At 64.1% G+C, this 18,154-nt stretch carries 19 protein-coding genes; 8 read left to right on the top strand and 11 right to left on the bottom strand.

Annotated features, from left to right (window positions below; genetic code table 11):
• The first annotated feature begins 6 nt into the window (after positions 1–6).
• Positions 7–738 (top strand): HAD family hydrolase, encoded by a 732-nt coding sequence (locus tag PV760_RS17230; RefSeq protein WP_039239331.1) that lies wholly within the window; start codon positions 7–9, stop codon positions 736–738.
• 30 nt (positions 739–768) lie between these two features.
• The gene (locus PV760_RS17235; RefSeq protein WP_354628317.1) at positions 769–3,126 is read left to right on the top strand and encodes a glycoside hydrolase family 65 protein; all 2,358 of its coding nucleotides are present in this window, start codon (positions 769–771) and stop codon (positions 3,124–3,126) included.
• A 5-nt stretch (positions 3,127–3,131) separates the two neighbouring features.
• Here the strand turns inward: PV760_RS17235 and PV760_RS17240 are convergent, their stop codons facing one another.
• Together PV760_RS17240 and PV760_RS17245 are read right to left on the bottom strand one after the other, a co-directional pair.
• Positions 3,132–3,323, bottom strand: a complete 192-nt coding sequence (locus PV760_RS17240; RefSeq protein ID WP_018778920.1) for a YegP family protein — start codon at positions 3,321–3,323, stop codon at positions 3,132–3,134.
• Positions 3,324–3,704, bottom strand: coding sequence for a hypothetical protein (locus tag PV760_RS17245; RefSeq protein WP_018778919.1), 381 nt, complete (start codon positions 3,702–3,704; stop codon positions 3,324–3,326).
• A 121-nt stretch (positions 3,705–3,825) separates the two neighbouring features.
• On the opposite strand from PV760_RS17245, the gene PV760_RS17250 reads away from it, so the two are divergent.
• Both PV760_RS17250 and srmL read left to right on the top strand, forming a co-directional pair.
• Complete coding sequence (locus PV760_RS17250; protein WP_018778918.1) at positions 3,826–4,581, top strand: class I SAM-dependent methyltransferase; 756 nt, start codon at positions 3,826–3,828, stop codon at positions 4,579–4,581.
• Between the two features lie 271 nt (positions 4,582–4,852).
• Entirely contained in the window at positions 4,853–5,971 is a 1,119-nt protein-coding gene (gene srmL, locus PV760_RS17255) for a PheS-related mystery ligase SrmL (RefSeq protein WP_354628318.1), read from the top strand.
• Between the two features lie 25 nt (positions 5,972–5,996).
• Here the strand turns inward: srmL and PV760_RS17260 are convergent, their stop codons facing one another.
• A complete protein-coding gene (locus PV760_RS17260) occupies positions 5,997–6,818 on the bottom strand; it encodes a TspO-related membrane protein (RefSeq protein WP_354628319.1) in 822 nt (273 codons plus the stop codon).
• A gap of 111 nt (positions 6,819–6,929) precedes the next feature.
• Between PV760_RS17260 and PV760_RS17265 the strand changes: the two genes are divergently transcribed.
• Positions 6,930–7,451, top strand: coding sequence for a MarR family winged helix-turn-helix transcriptional regulator (locus PV760_RS17265; RefSeq protein WP_018778915.1), 522 nt, complete (start codon positions 6,930–6,932; stop codon positions 7,449–7,451).
• Here the strand turns inward: PV760_RS17265 and PV760_RS17270 are convergent.
• Genes PV760_RS17270 through idi form a run of 6 tightly spaced genes read right to left on the bottom strand, consistent with a single transcriptional unit; the run spans position 7,446 to position 13,266 of the window.
• Complete coding sequence (locus PV760_RS17270; protein ID WP_064723567.1) at positions 7,446–8,645, bottom strand: prenyltransferase; 1,200 nt, start codon at positions 8,643–8,645, stop codon at positions 7,446–7,448. The two genes, PV760_RS17265 and PV760_RS17270, sit on opposite strands and share 6 nt — an antisense overlap.
• Positions 8,642–8,992 carry a lycopene cyclase domain-containing protein gene (locus PV760_RS17275; protein WP_110505964.1) on the bottom strand — a complete coding sequence of 117 codons (351 nt, stop codon included), beginning with the start codon at positions 8,990–8,992 and terminating at the stop codon, positions 8,642–8,644. Before PV760_RS17275 ends, PV760_RS17270 begins: the two co-directional genes overlap by 4 nt.
• Positions 8,992–10,644 (bottom strand): phytoene desaturase family protein, encoded by a 1,653-nt coding sequence (gene crtI / locus PV760_RS17280; RefSeq protein ID WP_354628320.1) that lies wholly within the window; start codon positions 10,642–10,644, stop codon positions 8,992–8,994. Before crtI ends, PV760_RS17275 begins: the two co-directional genes overlap by 1 nt.
• Positions 10,641–11,546, bottom strand: coding sequence for a phytoene/squalene synthase family protein (locus PV760_RS17285; RefSeq protein ID WP_354628321.1), 906 nt, complete (start codon positions 11,544–11,546; stop codon positions 10,641–10,643). Before PV760_RS17285 ends, crtI begins: the two co-directional genes overlap by 4 nt.
• Positions 11,543–12,715: a polyprenyl synthetase family protein gene (locus PV760_RS17290; protein ID WP_354628322.1), complete on the bottom strand. Its 1,173-nt coding sequence runs from the start codon at positions 12,713–12,715 to the stop codon at positions 11,543–11,545. The genes PV760_RS17285 and PV760_RS17290 overlap by 4 nt, the downstream gene beginning before the upstream one ends.
• A complete protein-coding gene (gene idi, locus PV760_RS17295) occupies positions 12,712–13,266 on the bottom strand; it encodes an isopentenyl-diphosphate Delta-isomerase (protein ID WP_018778909.1) in 555 nt (184 codons plus the stop codon). Before idi ends, PV760_RS17290 begins: the two co-directional genes overlap by 4 nt.
• A gap of 105 nt (positions 13,267–13,371) precedes the next feature.
• On the opposite strand from idi, the gene PV760_RS17300 reads away from it, so the two are divergent.
• Entirely contained in the window at positions 13,372–13,959 is a 588-nt protein-coding gene (locus PV760_RS17300) for a MarR family winged helix-turn-helix transcriptional regulator (RefSeq protein WP_354628323.1), read from the top strand.
• Between the two features lie 133 nt (positions 13,960–14,092).
• The gene (locus PV760_RS17305) at positions 14,093–15,199 is read left to right on the top strand and encodes an EAL domain-containing protein (RefSeq protein ID WP_354628324.1); all 1,107 of its coding nucleotides are present in this window, start codon (positions 14,093–14,095) and stop codon (positions 15,197–15,199) included.
• A gap of 94 nt (positions 15,200–15,293) precedes the next feature.
• On the opposite strand, the gene PV760_RS17310 is transcribed toward PV760_RS17305, so the two are convergent.
• Positions 15,294–16,175, bottom strand: coding sequence for an SGNH/GDSL hydrolase family protein (locus PV760_RS17310; RefSeq protein ID WP_354628325.1), 882 nt, complete (start codon positions 16,173–16,175; stop codon positions 15,294–15,296).
• Between the two features lie 113 nt (positions 16,176–16,288).
• Between PV760_RS17310 and PV760_RS17315 the strand changes: the two genes are divergently transcribed.
• Positions 16,289–17,239, top strand: coding sequence for a cation diffusion facilitator family transporter (locus PV760_RS17315; RefSeq protein ID WP_018778905.1), 951 nt, complete (start codon positions 16,289–16,291; stop codon positions 17,237–17,239).
• Between the two features lie 10 nt (positions 17,240–17,249).
• On the opposite strand, the gene PV760_RS17320 is transcribed toward PV760_RS17315, so the two are convergent.
• A complete protein-coding gene (locus PV760_RS17320) occupies positions 17,250–18,086 on the bottom strand; it encodes a helix-turn-helix transcriptional regulator (RefSeq protein ID WP_281445118.1) in 837 nt (278 codons plus the stop codon).
• Between the last annotated feature and the right edge of the window lie 68 nt (positions 18,087–18,154).

Genomic DNA, 18,154 nt, shown 5'->3' on the forward strand with positions numbered 1-18,154 from the left:
GGAACTATGCACATGACTGACCTTCGTAATGCCTGGACCGGCGCCTCGGCGCTCCTGTTCGATCTCGACGGCGTGCTGACGCCCACTGCCGTGGTGCACGAGCAGGCGTGGCAGGAACTGTTTGACGGTTACCTGGCCCGGATCGGGCACCAGGAGGGCTACCAGGAGAGCGACTACTTCGACCACATCGATGGCAAGCCGCGCTTTGACGGCGTCCGGGACTTCCTCACCTCCCGGGGCATCACGCTCCCGGAAGGCCCAACGGACGACTCGCCCACGAACCAGACCGTCCAGGGGCTCGGCAACCGCAAGAACGCCATCTTCAACGAAATCGTGGACACCCGGGGAGTGGAGCCCTACGAAGGTTCCGTCAAATTCATCAATGCGGCCTTGGAACGGGGACTCAAGATCGCAGTCGTCTCCTCGTCAAGGAACGCTCCTGCCGTGCTGAAGGCAGCGGGACTCGACCACAACTTCGAGGTAGTCGTCGACGGCCAGGTGGCCGCCGCCGTCGGACTTCCCGGCAAGCCGGACCCGGCCACCTACGTGTATGGAGCAGGCCTGCTGGGCGTACCCGTGGAGGAATGCATCGTGGTGGAAGACGCCGTGTCCGGGGTGCAGGCCGGCGCGGGAGCTCCCTTCTACGCCGTGATCGGCGTGGACCGTGGTGCGGGCCGCCAGACCTTGCTCGATGCCGGCGCCACGCTGGTGGTCGACGACCTCAACGAACTTCTCTGACCCTACTTTTTCGAAGGACTTCAACAGCCCATGGCACTCATCAGCTCCGATCGGCTGCGTTTCCCCTGCGAGCCCTGGAAGCTTGTGGAAAACATCCACGTACCCGGTGACGAGGGAACGTTGGAAACGCTGTTCGCGCTCGGCAACGGCCACCTCGGCATCCGTGGATCCCATTCCACGGCGGGAGACAGCGAGCTTCCCGGCACGTTCATCAACGGTTTCCATGAGATCTGGGACATCAAGCATGCCGAAAACGCCTATGGATTCGCACGGACGGGCCAACGGATCGTGTACGTACCGGATGCCAACAACTTCACGGTGTCCATTGATGGCGAAGCCCTGAGCCTTGCCGAGTCCACGGTGTTGGACTATCACCGCAGTGTGGACTTCTCCACAGGCGTTTACGAGGAACGCATCGTGTGGTCCTGCCGGTCCGGCGCGACCGTCACCACAGTGGAGCGCCGCGCGGTCGGCTTCGATTCACGCGGATGCCTCGGCCTTGAACTGTCGTTGTCAGCGGACCGCGACGTGTCCGCGGACATCACCTCCGGCGTCGTGAACCGCCAGGACCAGCCTGTGGAGGACCACTCGGTCCATGACCCGCGGCGTTCGGGGCGGCACGCCGGGCGGGTACTGCTGCCACTTCACCTCCAAGGCGCCGATGGTTCGCTCCGCCTTGCCTGGGAAACGTCGGAGTCGCGCCAGCGCGTGGCGATGGCCGTCGACCACTGGATTTCGGCCGAAGGCCAGCCGTTCGAAACGCTGGTGGCGGAGGACGAGTCCTCCGTCCGTTACGTTCTGGCAATCCACGACGGCGGCACTTTCCGTTTGGAGAAGACGGTCAGTTACGTCGTGGCCGGGTCGGCCGGGGATGCCGAGGACCGTGGCGAGAGCCTGGCCGCTGAGGCGGAGGCCAACCTGGTCCCGTTCTCCGAGATCCTGGCCCAGAGCAAAGCGCATTACGACGAGTACTGGACCACTGCTGATGTATCGATCGGCGGCCAGGCCGAGATGCAGCAGGCAGTGCGCTGGGGTCTGTTCCAACTCGCGCAAGCCACTGCCCGTGCCGGTGTGGCCGGCATTCCCGCGAAGGGGGTCAGCGGCTCCGGCTACGAGGGCCACTACTTCTGGGACCAGGAGATCTACCTCCTGCCTTACCTGACCTACACCAACCCCTGCGGCGCCAGGAAAGTGCTCGAATCACGCCACGCGATGCTGCCGGATGCGAGGGTACGGGCCAAGGAACTCAGTGTGGACGGTGCGTTGTTCCCGTGGCGCACTATCAACGGCCTGGAAGCGAGTGCCTACTATGCGGCGGGAACTGCCCAGTTCCACATCGCCGCCGCCATTGCGTTCGCTGCCAACCGCTACCAGTGGGCCAGCGGCGATGACACGTTCAGCGCAGAGCTGGGTGCCGACCTGCTGATCGAGACGGCCCGCATGTGGGCCTCGCTGGGGTTCTTCGGCAAGGACGGAATGTTCCACATCCACGGCGTCACCGGGCCGGACGAGTACACGGCTGTGGTGAACGACAACCTGTACACCAACGTCATGGCACGCTTTAACCTCCGGGCAGCGGCCGCGCTGGAACACGAGGGCATCGCCGAAACCGAGCGCATGGTGTGGAGGCAGGCCGCTGAACGGATGTCCCTCCCGTACGACCCCCACCTCCAGGTCTTCAGCCAGGACAACGACTTCATGACTCTGGAACCCTGGGACTGGAATACGCCCAAGTCCAAGTACCCGTTGCTCCTGAACTTCCACCCGCTGGTGATTTACCGCCACCAGGTCCTCAAGCAGGCTGACACGGTGCTGGCCATGTTCCTCCAGTGGCAGGACTTCACCGCTGAAGAGAAGCAGCGCGCTTTCGACTTCTACGATCCCATCACGACCGGCGACTCCACCCTGTCCGCGTGCGTGCAGGGCATCATGGCGGCCGAGGTCGGTTACGGGGACGTCGCGTTGCAGCACTTCACCGAGGCCTTGTTCATCGACCTCGACAACTCGCACGGCAACACCATTGACGGCGTCCACATTGCCTCCACCGGCGGCATCTGGAGCTCCTTGGTCTGTGGTTTCGCAGGAATGCGGGACCAGGGCGAGGTGCTGCGCTTCGATCCCCGGCTGCCTGTTGAATGGGACGGCTTGTCCTTCCGGCTCAAGGTGCAGGGCCGCCTGCTGGCCGTCGAGCTGGAACAAGGGTCCATTGCGTTGACCCTCGTGCCTGGCCCCGACTACAGCGAGGAGCCGTTGCAGGTGAAAGTGCGGGACTACGACGTCACCGTTGGTACCGCCACCGTCCAGGTGCCGCTGGAGGACGTTCCCGTCCCGCCGCCGTCGATCTTCCCCAGCGTTTTCCCGACGGCGGGTCTTCCGATCATCCGGTAACCCGTTCAGGAAGCCCGCGACGTGTGGTCTTCAATCAGGCCACTCGCCGCGATTTCCCGCAGCGAATAAATGGCTTTGGCGGCCGTGGCCCTGTCCTGGAAACAGATGGAGAGCGCGAGTTCAGTCCCGTCGGCATCGACGAGGCGGACCCGGCAATCACCGCCTGATTCGTCGAACAGTTCAAAGTGGCCGGCCATTTACGCCGCCCCCTTCCTGGTGGCGGGTGCCTCTGCTGCGGGCGCCTGCGGGCGGCCTTCCGCGGTTCGACGCCGGTCCAACTCGCTGTTGATCAGTTCCAGCAGCGCTTGGGCCGGCTCGGACAGGTGGTGGGTGTCCGGGGAACCCAGCTGGTCGCAGTGAAGGAGGACGTGGCGGATCCTCTCCAGTTCGCGGGAGGGCACCAGCGGCCAGCGGTGAAAAAGCTGCCTTACGGCTATGGCACCCAGCAGGGCGTCGGGTTTGTTGGCTGCACCATGGCTTCCTTGGGTGACTGCTGCTCTTCGTCGAGCAACGGAGGCCGCGGAAGCTGCGACACCATGGGTGAGAAGAATGTTGGCTTTGAAGGAATTGGGGGCCATGAGGACCTCCCTGATGAGAGCGATGAAAGCCGACTGCGTGACTCTGAATCCAGCTTACAGAATGTGAGTTATGTCATGTCAATCGTTACGCGCGGTTGCCGGGACCTGCAATAGTGGCAGGATGACCGACCAGCAGGAGCTCTGGAACGAAGAAACCGCGCAGCAGTACGACACCCCCGGTGAAGGCATGTTCTCGCCCGACGTGCTGGGTCCCACCGTTCAGGTGTTGTCGGAACTCGCCGGTGACGGTGCCGCCGTCGAATTCGCGATCGGTACCGGCAGGGTGGCGGTGCCCCTCGTCGAAGCAGGCGTGCCCGTGAGTGGCATAGAACTTTCCCACGCGATGATCCGGCGGCTGCGGTCGAAGGCAGACGCGGCCACCATCCCGGTGGTTCAGGGCGACATGGCCGAAGCGCAGGTGCAGGGCGAGTTCACGTTGGCGTACCTGGTGTTCAACACCATCGCCAACCTCCTGACCCAGGAGGAGCAGGTCCGCTGCTTCCAGAACGCGGCCAGGCATCTGGCGCCAGGCGGTCGTTTCGTCATTGAGCTGTGGGTGCCGCAGCTGCGCTCACTGCCGCCCGGACACGGTGGAACAGTTGAAGTGAGCCAGCCTGGTTACCTCTTGGTAGACAGCTATGACGTTCTTCGCCAGCATGTCATCTCCCACCACGTGCGCTTCGGGCCGGGCCTGTCCGACGGCAGGGATGCGCGCATCAGCCGGACGCCACACCGCTACATCTGGCCCAGCGAACTGGACCTCATGGCGCGGATAGCCGGGTTCCAGCTCGAATCCAGGTGGGCGGACTGGGACCGCAGCGACTTCACGGCCGAGTCCAGGAGCCACGTGTCGGTGTACCGGCTCGTGCACCGTTAGGGTCAACCTGGCTCTGACCAAGCCCATCACGGGTTGTCCGGGTGCGGGCCTGTCAAGCGGTCTGCAGTAAGGCTTCCGGGCCTTGCCATAGGCCCGGTGCCCTGTGCAGTCGCCACGGACCCGGGTATAGTCGGCCCATGCCTTCATTGCGTCGATTTACTTGCCTCCGACCGGTCTCCGGTCGCGAGGGCTGTTTGGCGCGCGCCTAGGTCCTGGCACGGAGAAGGTCGGGGGAGGAGACCTCCACCCACACCGAACCCAAGGACCAGCCATGCCTTCATATCTCAAACCCACAGAACTCCATGAAGCCCTGACCATCCGGGACCTCTCCAATCCGGACCAAGGCCCGCACGCCATGCAGCAACTCCTCCATGACACCGTGCGCGGCCTGTGCGGGCAGTGGAACGTGTCGGAGCGGATCATCCGCCATAGTCCGTTGGTCAGCGTTTCCGACAATTACGATCGGCTCGGGTTCAGCGCCGCGGACGTCACGCGCGACCAGAAGTACTCCCGCTACATCAGCCCTACCGTCATGCTGCGCAGTCACACCTCCGCGTCCATCCCGTCGTTGCTGCGTTCGCTGGATCCGGATGGGTCCCTCGACGAGCTCTGGGCAATCCCCGGCGTGGTTTATCGTCGGGACGCCATTGACCGGACCCATGTAGGGACGCCGCACCAAGTGGATTTGTGGCGCGTCTCTTCCAAGGAGACGCTGACGGCCTCCCATCTAGGGGAAATGGTTGCCTCGCTGGTGAACGCTGTGCTGCCGGGCGCGGACTGGCGGACGGTTCCGGCAACCCATCCCTACACGCACAACGGCCTGCAGCTCGATGTGCGTATGAACGGTGAGTGGCTGGAGCTAGCGGAGTGCGGGCTGATGGCCCCACAGCTGTTCCTGGATGCCGGGATGAACCCCGGTCACTGGTCGGGACTGGCTCTCGGGATGGGCATGGACCGGGCCCTGATGCTCCGCAAGGGCGTTCCCGACATCAGATTGCTCAGCTCGGACGATCCCCGGATTCAACAGCAGATGCTGGACCTCTCACCGTGGAGACCGGTGTCCCACATGCCGTCCATCAGCAGGGACATCTCAATCGTCGTTGCCGCGGATATGGATGGCGAAGTGCTCGGAGACCGGGTGCGGACGGCTCTGGGTTACCGGGCGGAGGACCTGGAAAGCGTCGAACTGATGGCCTTGACTGCGTACCACGAGCTTCCTGCCAGAGCGCGGGACCGTTTGCAGATCCTCGCCGGGCAGGCCAACGCGCTGATCCGGCTCGTCTTGCGGCCTCTCGGCCGCACGATGACGGATCCGGAAGCCAACCAAGTCCGGGACGATGTCTATCTGGCGTTGCACGAAGGCCCGGTGAAGGAGCTCATCGCAGGCTGAAGCAACCCGTGCCAAGGCCGCCGGGCTATTGCAGCGGTGAGGAGGAACTCCGGGCACCTGCCCCGGCCAAGGCCACCCGGGTCCTTACCGCGATCGCAGCACCCAGGACCAGTGCAGCTGCGACGGCGGCCGCGACCGCCGTCGGAAATGACTCAGGTGCGTCCGAGCTGCGCCCAACCGTGATCCATACCAGGCCCCACGCGATGGCCCCAGCGAGGGCGAGACGGCCATGGCCCTTGATGGCCAATGCGATACCAATGACCGCCACCACCACCAGCACGGCAACGGACCACACCTCGGGTTGCAGGCCGAATCCGGAGAATCCGGCAGCCTTCAAAGCGGCAGCGATATTGGCGCACACCGCCACGCTGGTCCACCCAAGATAGAGGCCCAAAGTTCCGTCCACCACAACGGCCTCCACCCATGAGGACGCGCGGGTCCGGCTGTAGCGGAGAAACGCCAGGACGAGGGTCGCAAGGAGTGCCAGGATCACCAGGACGCTGACAAAAAGCCATCCCGCCTGCACTGACAAGATCCATGCCGCATTCAGGATCATCGACGCGGCAACCACCCAGCCCAACGCCCGCTGCCGGTTACTGGAACGCTGGGACGGCAACCACTGCCACACGGTGTAAGCAACCAGTCCGGTGTAAACCACGGACCAGATGGAGAACGCGGGCGTGGCCGGCGCCAGGAGGGTGGAATCAGCGGCCAAGGCACCGCCCGCGGCCTGGGCAATGGGTGTGCCGCCAAAGACTCCGACTCCGATCATCGAGCCAACAATGCAGACAACCAGACTCGCCGTTACAGCGATCTGTCGTGTGGGATCGGGGCTTCCGGTTGCCATATGCTGCGCCTCTTTCCTGATGGGATGTGCGGATTCATGCATTCGGGGTGTCCGTGACTTAGTATCAAATTGCTAGTGAAGCGAGCTTTATGCTTATCGAAGGAACATCGGATGGATTCGGAAGGCCACGCAAAGGGCTATTGGTACGGGAAAGACCCCGGGCAGAAGGCCATCGCCATCGATGTCCTGAACGCGCTGCGCGACTATCGAGCCTCCGAACAAGCGATGCGCCGCAGGACCCGCTCGTCCATGGGGATGGGCGAGAAAGACTTGCTGGCCCTGCGGTACCTTTTTGAGGCGGAAGCCGACGGCAAAGTGATGAAGCCGAAGGACCTGGGCGACAAGCTGGGAATAACGTCGGCGTCCATGACCACCTTGATTGACCGTCTGGTGGAGTCCGGCCACATCCGCCGTGAACCCCATCCCACCGATCGTCGGGCGCTGATCCTGAAGGCCACCCCGGGATCGGACCAGGAAGTCCGGCACACCCTGGGCGGAATGCACCGCCGGATGTTGGACGCAGCGTCTGCGCTGAGCCCGGACGAGTCACGGGTCGTGGTGGATTTCCTGCAGCATATGCGGGAGGCGTTGGACACCATCGACGAAGAGCCCGGAGAACCGTCCGGGTCATGACGTCAGGCTCCACTGCAGGATGAAGATCAGGGTCACCAGGAATCCTGAACCGTAGTTGAGCCAGATAAACCGCCGCCATGCCACATTGGTGCGTGCCGCCGTCGTATCCGTGACGTTCCAGTACGGTGCGCAATTAACGATGTACGGGACGGCGATGATCGCCGCCAGCGGCCCGGGCCACGGCGTGGCCAGCATCGCGAGTCCCGCAACAAACCACAGGACGACGGCGAGCCGCACCGTCCGGCGGGCACCGATGACCGTTGCGATGGAGCCGATGCCCGCCTGCCGGTCGGGCTCGATGTCCTGTACGGCGCCGAAGGCGTGGGCAGCCATGCCCCAGAGGAAGAACGCGGCCAGCAGAAGGAGGAGGCCGGGCGTCACCTCGGCACCGGCGAGGGCCAAACCGACGACGGCGGGACTCACGAAGTGCGTACTCGACGTCAGCGAGTCCAGGACGGGGCGTTCCTTGAAGCGGAGTCCCGCCACGGAGTAGGCCACCACGGCGAAGGCACTCACGGCCAGGCTCAGCCACACTGCCGGTCCGCCGGCGAAGGCGAGGACCAGCAGGAACGGCACGTTGGTGATGGCGGCGAGCCACAGCATTGGCCGGTGCAGCTGCGGCCGGAGGAGTGCGCCTTCGATGCCGCCCTTGCGCGGATTCTTGAGGTCCGATTCGTAATCAAAGACGTCGTTGATGCCGTACATGGCCAGGTTGTAGGGGATCAGGAAGTAGAACGTGCCCACGATCAGGACCCAGTCGATTTCGCGGGTGGTCAGGAGCATGGCCGCGGCAAAGGGATACGCCGTGTTGATCCAACTGACCGGCCGGGACGCCAGTATTGCCTGCGGAACCAAGCCTGTGAGGTCGGATTTTGCTCCGGCACTCCGACGGCGGGTCAGCCACATCCACAGCCCGGGAAGCACCACGACGCCTGCCAGCGGATAGGCGAAATCCTCGATGGGTGCCAGCCCGGCCTTCAAGCCAAGAATGTGCGAGGCGTCGTAGTGGAAAAGCTCCATGCCGATCATGACGGAGTCGAACACCGCGGTCAGCACAGCCAGGGCGGCGAACGCCAGCCCCACGGCTTTCCAATGCCTGGAGGTCTCGCCCTGCCGTGTACCCCGGCGGGCGAAGATCACGCCGGCGACGGCTGCCGCGGCGATGAATGCAAGTGCGAGCCACAGGTACGTCATGCGTTCTCCCGCTCCCGCTCCGTTTGCCTCGCGGGAGACCGTTCCAGCAACCGCCGGGCGCCCGTGTACAGGACCATGGTGCACAGGGTCAGGAAGAGCAGGAACACGGGCTCCTCAATGGGCAGTTCGGGAGCGATCAACAGGCCCGTGGCTATGGTTCCTTCGCCGCGGAGGAAAATCCCCAGTCCGATTCCGGCCGCGTCCCAGCCGAGGAAGAACAAAACCCCGACGGCGGTTACGATCGCCGCTGCCTTCGCGTCATGCCAGAAGAACAGGCGGAATCTGTGATCCAGCAGCAGCATGCAGGTGATGCCGAGCAGCAACGAGGCCAAGTAGAGGACTCCCATCAGCCAATCCTGCTGGCTACAGGCCTCACGGTGACAGGGCCGGTGCTGTGGTCGCCGCGGATCCTCTTCAGCACCAGCTCGGCGCTGATCAGGCACATGGGCACCCCCACGCCAGGGGCCGTTGTGGCGCCGGCGTAGTAGAGGCCCTGCACGCGCTTGGAGGCATTCTGGGGCCGGAACATGGCGCTTTGTCCCAGTGTGTGGGCCGGTCCCAGCATGCCTCCGCGCCATGAGTTGTAGTCACGGGCGAAGTCCGCTGGTCCTGTTGTCTGCCGGACCACGATCCTGTCGCGAAGGTCCGGGATGCCTGCCCATTGGGCGATCTGGTCGATCGCAGCGTCGGCGGTTCGTTCTATGAGCACATCTCCCGCTCCGTCCGGCCCGCCGGCTCCCAGTGCGGGATCGGCCGGGATGGGAACCAGGACGAAGAGGTTCTCGTGGTCCGTGGGCGCTACGGCGGGATCGGTTGCGCTGGGTTTGCAGACATAGATTGACGCCGGGTCCGGAATGGCCGGGTTTTCACCGAAGATGGAAGCGAAGTTTGCCTCCCAATCACGGGTGAAGAACAAAGAGTGGTGCGGCAATTCAGGGAGCTTGCCCTTGACTCCCAGCATCACCAGGACTGCTCCCGGACCGCTGGTACGCCGCTGCCACCAGGAACCGGGGTAGCTGCGGTCCCGCACGCCCAGCAGTTGGGTTTCGGTGTGGTGCAGATCGGCGCCGGAGACCACGAGGTCCGCCACGCTGTAGTGCTCGTTCCCGGAGGTGTCACGCCAGGTCACACCGGTGACTTCACGGCTGTCCTTGCCGGTCAAAGCGGCCGGAAGCTTGACGCCGTCGAACCGTCCCACCTTCTTGGTCCTGCTGACGGCGCGGGTGGTGATCTTGAGGGCCTCGGCGCCGGTGTGGATCCGAACCCCGGCCTGGACTGCCAGATCCTCAAGCCGGCCCACGAGCTCCCAGAAGCCGCCCATAGGGTATTGCACCCCGTCGCCGAGGTCCAGCGCACTCATCAAGTGGTACATGGCAGGAGCATCGGAAGGGCTGGTGCCCAGGAAGACGGCCGGATAACCCAGGACCTGCCGCAGCACAGGATGCTGGAAACGCCGGGCAACGTATTTGTCCAGGGGCGTCAGCAGAAGCTGCGCAAGCTTGGGCAGGCTGCGCAGCACCTCGGGTTGGAGCAGTCCTTGCAACCTGGTGAAGGGGTTGTAGAGGAAGAAGCGCTCCGCCATGTCGGTGGTGTGCCGCGCCGATGCCAGATAGGTGGCCAGCTTCCTGGCGCTGCCGGGTTCCACGTCCTCGAACGTTTCCAAAACCTGTTCGCTGCCCAAGGGGACGGTCAGCGTGTCCGGCCGGACGCCGTCGAGGTTTGGTTCGCTGAACACGCGGTACGCGGGACTGAGCGTGCGGAGATCCAACTGTTCCGCAGTGCTGGTGCCCAGAAGCTCGAAAAAATGGTCGAAGACGCCGGGCATCAGGTACCAGGAGGGGCCCGTATCAAAGCGGAAGCCGTCGCGCTCGAGGCTGCCGGCGCGCCCGCCAACGCGGTCACGCTGCTCAAGGAGTTGGACTTCGTGTCCTTCGTGGGCGAGGAGGGCGGCGGTGGCAAGCCCAGCGATGCCACCGCCGATCACTACTGTCCGGGTCATCGGTGCAGCTCCATCCAGGTTGAGGTGACTGCCCGCGCGGCAAGGCCGGCCTTCACGGCATCCGGGACGCGTACCCGTGAACGGTAGAGCTCGTCCACGGTGGTCTGCTCGATCCTGTCCGTCAGGGCTGTGAAGAGGGAAAGGGCGCTGCGGACAGCGGCCCGGGCATCGCGCGGCAGCAAGGGGATGACGGCGTCGGCGTCGGCCAACTGGGCGCGGATGGTGCTTACCCATTCCACGCGGTCGCGGTCCTCAAGGTGCTCGGAGGTGCCCAGGTAATTGCGTCCCAGACGGGTGGTGTCATCGGCCAGGTCGCGCAGGAAATTGATGTTCTGGAAAGCAGCCCCCAGCCGGCTGGCGCCATGCTGCAAAGCCGCGGCGTCGCCGTCGTCGATGTTTTCATCCCGCATGAAAACGCGCAGGCACATCAGCCCTACAACCTCGGCGGAGCCGTGGACGTAACCCTGGTGGGCGTCGGCGTCGAAACGCAGGGGGGTCTCCGGGGTCCCGGTGCGCCCGCCGAGGTCCGTGCGCATGGAGTCGAAGAACGGATCAATGAGCGACTCGTCAATACGCGCCGCGCGGGCAGTCTGCGCGAAGGCATGGATGATGAGGTCGCTGCTGTAGCCCAGCTTGACGGCCCGGTGGGTCTCGTCGATGAAGTGGGCCAGGGCATCGCACTGTTCCTGGTAGCTGAGGCCGGCCTCCGCGGTGACACCATCCACGAGTTCGTCCGCGACGCGCACCAAGGCGTAGATGTTCCGGACATGTTGGCGGTGCCGCCGCCCGAGCAGCCTGCACGCCAGCCCGAACGAGGTGGAATACGCGGCGATCACCTGGTTGGCGGCCCGTTCGGCCGTCCGGGTGAAATGGGTGAATGATGTGTCTGAGGCGAGGCTCATGACTGCCGTCCTTCCAATTGCCCGGCAAGGTCCAGCAACACATTGCACACGCCCTGCGGGATGGTGCTGGTCAGCAGCTCGTTGAAGGCCCGCATCTGCTCCTCGATGAGTCCGTTGACGAACGTTTCCGCCCCGCAGTCGGCCAAGTGTCGGCGAACGTATTCGCATTCCGAGCCGTTCAGCTCCGGCCTGCCGAAGAAAGGCTCAATGTCCGGCCAGGCCGCCGTGGTTCGTGCATGGGCGATGATGGCCGTTTCTTTTCCCTCCCGCAGATCCGAAAAGGGATCCTTGCCGTGCCGGCGGGGGTCCCCGAACGTTGACAGGAGGTCGTCCTGGAGTTGGAAGGCGAGGCCCAGATGGCGGCCTGCCGTGGCGAGCGCATTTTCGACGGCGAAGTCCGCGCCTGCCAGCGCGGCTGCGGCCCGCAGGGGAAGTTCGAAGGTGTAGGTGGCGGTTTTGTAGCCGCACATCACCAGGATGGTCTCGAGGTGGGGGTCGATGATGCCGTCCCCGAGGCCCACGTCCAGCTGCTCACCGGCCACTGTTTCGTTGATGGTGTGTTCCAGGAGATCCAGGAGCCGCAGCCTCAGTGCATGCGGGAGGTCTGCCCTGGCGAAGGCCTGGTGGGTGGCGGCGAGGAGCATGTCCCCCATGAGGATGCCACCGGTTTGGGCCCAATGGAGGTCGCTGCCTTCCCGGGCGCCTTCACCACTGTTGGTCCGGGGAAGTGACTGGGTTTCTGAAAGCGACTTTGCTTCTGCGAGGAGGGAGCCGATGAGGTTCGGGTGCCCGCGCCGGACCAGGTCTCCGTCGATCACGTCATCGTGGAGCAGGAAAGAGTAGTGGAGGAGTTCGATCGCGGCCGCAATGCTGATGGCCGTTTCGCGGTGGCCCGTGTCCGGCGGGCTGGCTTGGGGCTGGTTGGTGCGGGGCTGGCTTGTCCCGTCCGTGCCGCGCCCCCTGAGGGCATCGTAGGTCTCCATGAGCAGCAAGGGACGCACGAACTTTCCACCCAGGACGTTGTGGCCGGCCAGTTCCCAGAGTCTGGTGAAATGCCGCCCATACGTTGTTGCGGCGGCGGCCCGCTTGCCGATGAGCCCGCTGAGCTCGTTCTCAATCGCCGTGCAAAGGTCGGTGCGGCTGCGTAAAGCACCGGAGGTGACGGTCATGCTTTGGCTCCGGTCCCGAGGGGGAGTACCCGCGCTTCAAGCAGCTGGGGGAACTGGAGTCCCAACCACGGGCTGAAAGCGGAGGGGGTGCGCTCCAGGGAGTTGGCCAGCAGGGCCGGTGACATCCAGGCCCAGTCCGCTACCTCTGAAGGATTGGGTTTTAGATCGCCGGCGATCCTGGCGACGTAGACCGGGCAGATTTCGTTTTCCACAATCCCCGTGGGGTCCACGGCCCTGTACCGGAAGTGGGGGAGCGCCATTTCAACCTGGTTGGCATCCACCCCGAGTTCGAACTGCGCCCGGCGGGCTACTGCGTCCAAGGGGTCCTCGCCGGGTGCCGGGTGTCCGCAAAAGCTGTTGGTCCACACTCCGGGCCAGGTTTTCTTCTCCGGCGAGCGGCGGGTCAGGAGGACCTCGCCGTCATCGTTGAGGAGGTAGCAAGAGAATGCGAGGTGGAGGGGCGTTTCCTGTGTGTGGACCCCTGCTTTGGGGGCTTCGCCTATGGGTGTGCCGGCGTCGTCAAGGAGGACAACCATCTCTGTAGCGTTCATACTGCGCCTTCCTCCTGCAACCTGAGTCTTTACAGCAGCCCGAATATTGCTAGACAAGCTAGAAGAAAGGCTACCATGTAGGAAGTTAGGTGTAACATACTCAGCATGTCCAGTCTTGAAGAAATGCCTGAAGAAGCCGGGTTCCCGGTCTCATCCGGCCTCTATCATCTGGACGCCAACGATCCCCATGAGCAGTTGATTGACCGCTCCCGGTTCTCCGAAGCCGACATCGAACAGATCAGCGAACTCATGGCAGCGCTCGGGAGGCTCCGCGACGCCGAACAGCGCCTGGCGGAGGCTTCACTCCGGTATATGAAACTCAACCAATCGGACATGCGGGCGCTGCATTACCTGATCGTCTGTGCCAACCATGGCGTCATCGCCACGCCCGGAGCCATAGCTTCCCACCTGAACATCTCGACGGCGTCAACCACCAAATTGCTGGACCGGCTGGAACGTGCCGGCCACGTCACCCGGCAGGCGCACCCCTCCGACCGTCGGGCCCTCGCGATCGCCATTACCCCGGAAACGCACGAAGCCGCGATGCGTACTGTGGGCAAGCAACAGGCGAAGCGGTTCCTGGCGGCCGCACGCCTCACTCCCGACGAGCGCGTGGCCGTGATGCGGTTCCTCGATGACATGGCGCGGGAGATCGAAGTGGCGGACGAGCCATGGGCTGCGGCTCCACGCTGAAACCTTCCTGTGATTCGAGTGATAAGTGTGAGCCAAGTGACACTTTTCTCTGTAAGATTCGAGGCAAGGCCCTCATGCGGCGGGCCGGCAGTTGTCTGGCCTGGCCAGCGGGGGATACACAAAGGAATAATTGATGGCTCAAGAAGCGGGCTCTCTATCACCGGGTAACGACGCGGACAGCAGCAACCACGACGGCGCAGGGGACACACCGTTCGCGGATGAAGTGACCATGCGGGCACAGGTCCTGGACATCATCGAGTCCATTCTTGAGGACGCTGAACCGCGCAGTGAGGGGGCCAGGAACAAGCTCCGTGAGCTTCTTGACGCGCGGCCGGACGACCCCGAGGGTGCATTGCTGAAGCACCTGCTCCTCACCCGGAAAACATCCCAGCCGGCGTCCAACGTGCCTGTTCACTTGGAACACGCCAGCCTGCATCTGGAATCGTCCGACGCGTCACGAACCGTGCTGGTCCCTGTCAGCCACGACGTCCGCGCCGGCATTCAATCGATCCTGGCCGACAAGCTTCTCCTGACGGCGTTCCAGCCGATCCACTCCCTTCCCAAGGGCGACCCGATCGGCGTCGAGGCCCTGACAAGGTTCATCGGTGAGGACGGTGCGGGCGCCGACGTGTGGTTCAGTGAAGCTGCTGCTGCCGGTCTGGGAACTGAGCTGGAGATTGCAGCGCTGCATTGCGCCCTGATGGCTGCGCACGACGTCCCGGAAAACATGTTTGTCACTCTGAATCTCACCCCGGCCACCTCGCACGATCCCCGGGTGCGGAACCTTCTGGCCGCTGCCGCCTTGGCCCCCGAGAGGATCATCGTTGAGCTGACGGGCAGCCTGGAATCCATGGCGGCCCAGCCGGCCGGCGAAGGCCTCGAACAACTGCGGGCCTTGGGGTTGCGGGTGGCGATCAGCGCCTCGGGTGCCGCATTGGTCTCGCTGGACAGAATCGAGCAATTGCGCCCCGATATCATCAAATTGGACCGCCACCTGATTGAAGGAATCGCCGGAAACGACGGCCAGAAGCTCCGTGCCAAGGCCATCGTTGAGCTGGCCCGTGAGATCGGGGCAGATGTCCACGCGCAAGGCATCGAAACGGCCGAAGAACTGCACGAAGTCACTGCCTTGAAGGTCACCGCTGCGCAGGGATACCTTTTGGGCCGTCCCTCGGTGCACCCGCTTGATTGGTCGGCCTGGAGCGTCCGGGCGCAAACGGAACCGCAGCCTGCCAGCTGACCGTCGTTGAATCGACGACGCCGGTCCACGCCCGGGGTGCCAGGCGGCAGGCCGCGTGGCCGGTCAGTTGTTCGGCGGCCGGTCAGTTAGTTGGTCAGTCCGTCATACGGCGGGGATCGTTCCCGACATAGCTGCCTGGCGGCATCGCCGCACCGAAAACCGGCCCGGGTTGTGGACGCTTGGGGTGCCGACCGCCGTCGGCGTTCCGCTGCGTCAACCTCCGCACAACCCAAGGAAAGAGGTGCTCCCGGGCCCACACGATGTCATCCGCGCGGGCCTCGCGCCAACGGCGCTCGGGAAGTGGCCGCGGAGCCAGCGGTTCAAGGGAATGCGGGACGTTCAATGACTCCAGGACCATGATGGCGATGATGTGCTGGCCGAGCGGAGAGAAATGAAGCCGGTCCGGATCCCACATCCGGGGATCGGTGAGTTGGCGCAAAGCCCAGAGATCGGCAATCACGGCATCATGACGGGCGGCCACCACGCGGATGTTCTCGTTGAAAACAGCCACTTTGCCGCGGGTCCTGCCAAGCACCGGGGTCGCGCCCCAGTCCGGGCCGGTGAAGAGGACGATGGTGGCGCCCGTTGAGGCCAGCGTTTCCACGCCACGATCCAGTTCCAGTGCCAGCTTGTCGGGGTCGCTCCTATGAAAGAGCAGGTCGTTGCCGCCGGCGTTGAGAGTAATGAGATCGGGTTTGAGGTCCAATGCCGGACCCACTTGCTCCTCCAGGATCTGATGGAGGAGCCTCCCGCTGATCGCCAGGTTGGCATAGGCGAAATCGTGGTGGTCCGTACTCAACTCTTCAGCAACACGGTCCGCCCATCCCCGGAGTCCGCCCGGGCTGCGGGGTTCGGGGTCGCCCAGCCCCTCCGTGAACGAGTCCCCCAATGCCACATAACGGCTCCACGGGTGCAGTCCAGCCCGGAAGCTACCGGAACCGTCCTGCGCCAAACCGCCGGCATCAGGAGCGTCCATCCCTCCATAGTGCGCCACATCCTGAAAATGTGTGCTGAAACGGGGATTCTTTTATTCAGCTGCGGAACCTCGGTCCGCCGTCCATTTCCTGCGCTGTTGGGTACGGTAAGCCTATGGCTGCCTCACGAAAGCGATCGGACTCCAGCTCCACCCTGCTGACCGTCGTCATCGCTTTCGCGGCGAACGCCCTGGTTGCAGCGGCCAAATCAGTGGCCGCGGCGCTGACCGGTTCGGCGTCCATGACTGCTGAGGCGGCGCACTCCTGGGCCGACACCGGCAACCAGGTGTTCCTGTTCCTGGCCGAACGCCGCTCCCAACGTCCGCGCGATACGGGACATCCCATGGGTTACGGCCGCGAAGCGTACGTCTGGTCCATGTTTGCCGCTTTCGGGCTGTTCACTGCCGGCGCCGTGGTTTCCATCATGCACGGGATCCAGCAGATCATTGAGCCGGAGCCTGCGTCCGACTTCCTGATTGCGTATGTGGTTCTGGCAGTGGCCTTTGTCCTGGAAGGGTTTTCCTTCGTCCAGGCCTTCCGCCAGACCCGAAAGGCGGCCAGGAAGCTGGAACGGCGGACCTTGGAACAGGTTCTTGTCAGCTCGGATCCCACGCTGCGTGCCGTCTTTGCGGAGGATGCCGCAGCCCTGGTTGGGCTGGTGATCGCATTCACTGGCGTCTTCCTCCATCAGGTCACGGGTTCGCCCTTGCCCGATGCTGTCGGATCGATTGTCGTCGGTGTCCTCTTGGCGGTTGTTGCCGTCGTTCTGATCGACCGCAACCGCCGGTTCCTGGTAGGGCAGGGGGTCACGCCGGACATAGAACGGTCCATGGGGCGGCAGCTCCTGGAACACCGGGACATTGCACGGCTGACGTACCTCCACCTGGAATTCGTGGGCCCCCGCAAGCTCTATCTTGTAGCGGCCGTGGACTTGCAAGGCGACCACCCGGAACACGAGGTTGCCGTGGTGCTGCGCAGGATCGAGAGGGAGTTGGAGGACCACGAGACTGTGGAGGAAGCAGTGCTGACGCTTGCCACTCCGGACGAATCGTCCCTGCAGTTGTAGGAACGCCGGGTTACGACCGCCCGGTCTCCAGCAGCCGCTCCATCTGCTCACCGGCGTCACTGCCTGGTGCCGGGGTGTAAACCACAATGTGCAGGTCCGGCCGATCCGACGGCGATACCTGGTGGTGCTCCAGCTGCAGCACTCCCACTGCGGGATGGTGGAAAAGGCGCTCGCGGGACTCAAAGCCAAGGATGTCGTAGCGGTCCCAGCTTTCCTGGAATTCCGGGCTGGCCTCCTTGAGCCGTTCCACCTGATAAGCGACATCCGGATCACCCAGCCGCTGACCCGTCTCTGCACGAAATTCGGCGAGGAACCTCTTGCTGGTGACGTCCCAGTCCGGGAGCAGGTCCCGGACGTAGGGGTCGGTGAAGACGAGCCACAAAAGGTTCCTGTCGGCGGCGTCGAAAGTTCCAATGTTCGGGTATAGCGCCTCGTAGGCGCGGTTCCACCCGGCCACGCCCCAGTCCGGTGAAAGCGCATACGAGGGATTGGGATCCAAGGCGTCCAACAGGCGCTGGACATGCGCCGGTGCATCGGCGGCAACCGGACCCTTGGAAATGGCGGAGGCGTATCCGCCCAGGGAGAGCACGTAGCCGAGCCCGGTATCCGAAAGGTGCAGGGCCCGTGCGATGGACTCGAGGACCTGCCGGGAAGGGCTGATGTCCCGGCCTTGTTCGAGCCAGGTGTACCAGGTGACGCTCACCCCGGACAGGAACGCGATCTCCTCCCGGCGCAGTCCGCGCTCGCGGGACCGCCCCACCGGGGGCAGTCCGTAGTCGGAGCGCAGGGCCTGGTTGCGGCGGGTCCTGAGGTAAAGCCCCAGTTCCTTGCGCCTCTCATCTTTCACACTGACAACACTATTACTCTGGTACTTTCACTACTAGTAGCAGCACCGTCTTCCGGGGGTAACAAAAC

This window comes from Paenarthrobacter sp. CC6 (genome assembly GCF_040560085.1).
Lineage (GTDB): Bacteria > Actinomycetota > Actinomycetes > Actinomycetales > Micrococcaceae > Arthrobacter > Arthrobacter nicotinovorans.

Excerpts from the sequence above, each read along its gene's own strand:
- PV760_RS17230 (WP_039239331.1), top strand. The coding sequence starts at position 7 with ATGCACATGACTGACCTTCGTAATGCCTGGACCGGCGCCTCGGCGCTC.
- PV760_RS17235 (WP_354628317.1), top strand. The coding sequence starts at position 769 with ATGGCACTCATCAGCTCCGATCGGCTGCGTTTCCCCTGCGAGCCCTGG.
- PV760_RS17240 (WP_018778920.1), bottom strand. The coding sequence starts at position 3,323 with ATGGCCGGCCACTTTGAACTGTTCGACGAATCAGGCGGTGATTGCCGG.
- PV760_RS17245 (WP_018778919.1), bottom strand. The coding sequence starts at position 3,704 with ATGGCCCCCAATTCCTTCAAAGCCAACATTCTTCTCACCCATGGTGTC.
- PV760_RS17250 (WP_018778918.1), top strand. The coding sequence starts at position 3,826 with ATGACCGACCAGCAGGAGCTCTGGAACGAAGAAACCGCGCAGCAGTAC.
- srmL (WP_354628318.1), top strand. The coding sequence starts at position 4,853 with ATGCCTTCATATCTCAAACCCACAGAACTCCATGAAGCCCTGACCATC.
- PV760_RS17260 (WP_354628319.1), bottom strand. The coding sequence starts at position 6,818 with ATGGCAACCGGAAGCCCCGATCCCACACGACAGATCGCTGTAACGGCG.
- PV760_RS17265 (WP_018778915.1), top strand. The coding sequence starts at position 6,930 with ATGGATTCGGAAGGCCACGCAAAGGGCTATTGGTACGGGAAAGACCCC.
- PV760_RS17270 (WP_064723567.1), bottom strand. The coding sequence starts at position 8,645 with ATGACGTACCTGTGGCTCGCACTTGCATTCATCGCCGCGGCAGCCGTC.
- PV760_RS17275 (WP_110505964.1), bottom strand. The coding sequence starts at position 8,992 with ATGGGAGTCCTCTACTTGGCCTCGTTGCTGCTCGGCATCACCTGCATG.
- crtI (WP_354628320.1), bottom strand. The coding sequence starts at position 10,644 with ATGACCCGGACAGTAGTGATCGGCGGTGGCATCGCTGGGCTTGCCACC.
- PV760_RS17285 (WP_354628321.1), bottom strand. The coding sequence starts at position 11,546 with ATGAGCCTCGCCTCAGACACATCATTCACCCATTTCACCCGGACGGCC.
- PV760_RS17290 (WP_354628322.1), bottom strand. The coding sequence starts at position 12,715 with ATGACCGTCACCTCCGGTGCTTTACGCAGCCGCACCGACCTTTGCACG.
- idi (WP_018778909.1), bottom strand. The coding sequence starts at position 13,266 with ATGAACGCTACAGAGATGGTTGTCCTCCTTGACGACGCCGGCACACCC.
- PV760_RS17300 (WP_354628323.1), top strand. The coding sequence starts at position 13,372 with ATGTCCAGTCTTGAAGAAATGCCTGAAGAAGCCGGGTTCCCGGTCTCA.
- PV760_RS17305 (WP_354628324.1), top strand. The coding sequence starts at position 14,093 with ATGGCTCAAGAAGCGGGCTCTCTATCACCGGGTAACGACGCGGACAGC.
- PV760_RS17310 (WP_354628325.1), bottom strand. The coding sequence starts at position 16,175 with ATGGACGCTCCTGATGCCGGCGGTTTGGCGCAGGACGGTTCCGGTAGC.
- PV760_RS17315 (WP_018778905.1), top strand. The coding sequence starts at position 16,289 with ATGGCTGCCTCACGAAAGCGATCGGACTCCAGCTCCACCCTGCTGACC.